This is a genomic window from Propionivibrio sp., assembly GCF_029255185.1.
In the GTDB taxonomy this organism is placed as follows: domain Bacteria; phylum Pseudomonadota; class Gammaproteobacteria; order Burkholderiales; family Rhodocyclaceae; genus Propionivibrio.
Window position 1 is genome coordinate 1 of record NZ_JAPUVO010000033.1, and the last position, 4,127, is coordinate 4,127.

Annotated in this window: 4 protein-coding genes; 3 read left to right on the plus strand and 1 reads right to left on the minus strand. The window is 57.0% G+C overall.

Annotated elements, in window-relative coordinates:
- Nucleotides 1-113: 113 nt before the first annotated feature.
- Complete coding sequence (locus Q1J43_RS00515; RefSeq protein ID WP_301100325.1) at nt 114-467, minus strand: YhbY family RNA-binding protein; 354 nt, start codon at nt 465-467, stop codon at nt 114-116.
- 44 nt (nt 468-511) lie between these two features.
- On the opposite strand from Q1J43_RS00515, the gene rlmE reads away from it, so the two are divergent.
- The 3 genes from rlmE (at nt 512) to folP (ending at nt 4,040) form a co-directional block, all read left to right on the plus strand.
- Nucleotides 512-1,132, plus strand: a complete 621-nt coding sequence (rlmE, locus tag Q1J43_RS00520) for a 23S rRNA (uridine(2552)-2'-O)-methyltransferase RlmE (RefSeq protein ID WP_301100326.1) — start codon at nt 512-514, stop codon at nt 1,130-1,132.
- A 111-nt stretch (nt 1,133-1,243) separates the two neighbouring features.
- A complete protein-coding gene (ftsH, locus tag Q1J43_RS00525; protein ID WP_301100327.1) occupies nt 1,244-3,127 on the plus strand; it encodes an ATP-dependent zinc metalloprotease FtsH in 1,884 nt (627 codons plus the stop codon).
- A gap of 49 nt (nt 3,128-3,176) precedes the next feature.
- Entirely contained in the window at nt 3,177-4,040 is an 864-nt protein-coding gene (folP, locus tag Q1J43_RS00530; RefSeq protein WP_301100328.1) for a dihydropteroate synthase, read from the plus strand.
- The last annotated feature ends 87 nt before the right edge of the window (nt 4,041-4,127 follow it).

Here is a 4,127-nt window from a genome sequence, read left to right on the forward strand (position 1 = left end):
CAACCCGCGCATATCAGACTGATCAACCGTCGGCTTGCCGCCCGTTCTGCTACCCACACACTGGACGATGATCTAAAACTGGGTTCTTGGAAAACTTGACAGGTCAATACATATCAGTTGCGAGTAGCACCCTGAAAACTGCGCTTGCTGCGACGTGCTTCGGTACGGCCTCGACGTACTGTCGCTGGCTTGGCATCAGGCCCCGGGCGCCAGATGACGAGAAGTTTTCCGATGTGTTGTACGGGGGCGGCGCCAAGTTTTTCGCAGATGGTCGCCAGATACTGTTCGCGCACCTCCCGATCGTTATTGAAGACACGGATTTTAATCAGTTCATGGCTGACGAGACTGGTGCTGATCTCTTGCAGCACGGCTTCGGAAAGTCCGTTTTGGCTGATGGCAACCACAGGATTGAGTGCATGGGCGCGGGAACGCAGGGCGCGCCGCTGTTCGGCGGTAATATCGAGCATTAAGTAAGCCTTTACAAAGAACGCATTTTACCGAGTTTTAGCCAATGAAACGAAGCAGAACCAGTAATGCGTGGTTGCGCGAGCACGTTAATGACCCCTACGTGCAACGCGCAAAAGCCGAGGGTTACCGCTCCCGCGCCTCGTTCAAGCTGATGGAAATTGATGACCGGGATCACCTGATTCGCTCTGGCGAGGTTGTTGTTGACCTTGGCGCGACTCCCGGCGGCTGGTCGCAGGTTGCTGCCAAGCGGATGCAGGGCAAAGGTCGGGTCATTGCGCTGGATCTGCTGGAGATAGATCCCTTGCGCGGCGTTGACTTCATCCAGGGTGATTTCCGTGATGACAATGTGTTGCAGCAACTGGAAAAAATGCTTGCCGGCCAAAAGGTGGGGCTTGTACTTTCCGATATGGCCCCCAATATGTCAGGCATTCTCCTTTCCGATCAGGCGCGGGTAATGCATCTGGCCGAGTTGGGCTTGGAGTTCTCGCGTAACTGGCTCAAACCTGAAGGGGCTTTTCTGGTCAAGGTTTTCCAGGGTTATGGTTTCGAAGACTTTGTGCGCGAGATGCGGCAGGTCTTCAATGTGGTTTCGTCACGCAAGCCGGATGCTTCCAGAGATCGCAGCGCCGAAGTGTATCTGCTCGGCAAGGGGCTGAAAGCTTGATATTTTCCTTGCCAGGCCTGGGCTTGTACCGCCTGAATTGCTTGAGAAGGTTTAGAATGACACTTATCCCTTCAGGAGTCTCCTGGGGAGCAACGAGGAAGAGGTGCGGCATTGAATAATATGTTCAAGAATCTGGCGGTGTGGCTGGTTATCGGCCTCGTTCTGATGACGGTCTTCAACCAGTTTAATACCCGTCAGACCCCCCAGGCCTCGATGGAGTATTCGCAGTTCATGGAGGAAGTGGGGCGGGGTTCAATCTCGAAAGTGGTGATCGAGGGACGCATCCTCAAGGCTACAACGAGTGACGGGCGCAAGCTGACTTCCTACGCGCCGCAGGATATTTGGATGGTTTCGGATCTGCTCAAGCATGGCGTCAAAATTGAAGCCAAGCCGGAAGAGGAGCAGTCATTCCTGATGAGCATCTTCGTTAGTTGGTTCCCGATGTTGCTGCTGATTGGCGTCTGGGTCTTCTTCATGCGTCAGATGCAGGGCGGGGGACGTGGCGGCGCCTTCTCTTTCGGCAAGAGCAAGGCGCGTCTGCTCGATGAATCGACCAACAGCATTACCTTTGCCGATGTCGCCGGCTGCGACGAAGCCAAAGAAGAAGTTTCCGAACTCGTTGATTTCCTTCGCGACCCGGCAAAATTCCAGAAATTGGGCGGCCGCATTCCGAAGGGCGTACTGCTCGTCGGCAATCCGGGTACCGGTAAAACCCTGCTGGCCAAGGCCATCGCCGGTGAAGCCAAGGTGCCGTTCTTCTCGATTTCCGGTTCCGACTTCGTTGAAATGTTTGTTGGTGTCGGTGCGGCGCGGGTGCGTGACATGTTCGAGAATGCCAAGAAACATGCACCGTGCATTGTTTTTATTGACGAACTCGATGCCGTTGGTCGCCAGCGTGGCGCCGGTCTGGGCGGCGGCAACGACGAGCGTGAGCAGACGTTGAACCAGATGCTGGTTGAAATGGATGGCTTTGAGGGCAGTGCCGGCGTCATCGTGATTGCCGCGACCAACCGCCCTGACGTGCTTGATCCGGCGCTGATGCGTCCGGGTCGTTTCGACCGGCAGGTCGTCGTTCCGCTACCCGATATTCGCGGGCGCGAACAAATCCTCATCGTGCACATGCGCAAGGTTCCCTTGTCGCCCGATGTCAAGGCCGACATCCTGGCCCGTGGAACGCCGGGAATGTCCGGTGCCGACCTGGCCAATCTGGTCAATGAAGCCGCCCTGTTTGCCGCGCGCAGCAGCAAGCGTCTGGTCGACATGGAAGATTTCGAGAAAGCCAAGGACAAGATCCTGATGGGCGCCGAGCGCCGCAGCATGGTCATGAACGAAGAAGAGAAACGTAATACGGCGTACCACGAGTCCGGTCATGCTGTCGTAGCCAAGCTGGTGCCCAAATCCGACCCCGTGCATAAGGTCACCATCATCCCGCGCGGTCGGGCGCTGGGCTTGACCATGCAACTTCCGGAAGAGGATCGCTATGCCTACGATCGGGTCTATCTGATGAGCCGTATTGCCGTTTTATTTGGTGGCCGCATTGCCGAAGAACTGTTCATGAACCAGATGACCACTGGTGCGTCGAACGATTTCGAACGCGCAACACAGATGGCGCGCGACATGGTCACGCGTTACGGCATGTCGGATGCCCTTGGCCCGATGGTCTACGGTGAAAACGAAGGTGAAGTTTTCCTCGGGCGTTCGGTCACCACGCACAAGAATATGTCGGAATCGACGATGCAGAAAGTCGACATTGAAATTCGTCGCATCATCGACGAACAATATGGACTTGCACGCAAGCTGCTCGAAGAGAATCGCGACAAGGTCGAAGCGATGACCGCAGCGTTGCTTGAACTTGAAACCATTGACGCTGATCAGATCAACGACATCATGGCCGGCAAGCCACCACGTCCCCCCAAGCAGCCACAGCCCAAGGCCACCAGTCCGACCGAAACGCCGCCGCCCGATGCGGCGCCTAGTGCTACTGCACCGGCCTGAGCCGGGACAACTAGACCGGGGTAGAAATCACCCGGGATGTTCGACGACTATGCTGCGCTGTGGGAAATTTGAGCTTTCCTTGGATCGCCCGCTGGTCATGGGCATCGTCAACCTGACGCCCGACTCCTTTTCCGGCGATGGCTTGGCGGCCGATGCGCAAAGCGCCATCGTGCACGCTCGCCAGCAGATCGAGGCTGGTGCTGACCTGCTCGACCTCGGCGCCGAGTCGTCGCGCCCTGGTGCCATTCCCAGCGCGCTCGATGAAGAATTGTCCCGCCTGCTGCCGGTGCTGGACGCCCTGGCCGACTGCGGCATACCGATTTCAGTCGACACCTACAAGCCCGAAGTAATGCGCGCAGCACTCGCGCATGGCGCATCAATGATTAACGACATATATGCATTGCGCATGCCTGGTGCCATGGCGGCAGTGGCCGGCAGTGATTGCGCGCTTTGCCTGATGCACATGCAGGGCCAGCCGCTGACCATGCAGCAGTGTCCACGCTATACCGATGTGCTTGTCGAAGTGCGCGAGTTTCTGCGCGAACGGGTGACAACGGCGCTTGCCGGCGAAATTGCCCCGGAGCGTCTGGTACTCGATCCGGGCTTTGGTTTCGGCAAGACGCTGGAGCACAACCTGCAATTGCTGCGTCATTTAGATACGCTGGCGATCAACGGGCTGCCGTTGCTGGCGGGCATTTCGCGCAAATCGATGCTAGCCCAGATCACTGGCCGACCGGTTGAACAACGCCTGTCGGCCAGTATTGCTGCCGCCTTGCTTGCCGCTGAGCGTGGCGCGTCCATCCTGCGCGTGCATGACGTGGCGCAAACCTGTGATGCGCTGGCCGTTTGGCAGGCAGTTTCAGGGCAATTGCATCAAAATGCGAATGCCATTGTCGTCGACCCACAGAAATAATCGTTTACGCTCAATGAGTTACAGAGGGGCTGTTCACAGCGTTTGGAATTGTGTAGTTTTCTGTCTTTTTGGGGTGACTCATGGAGA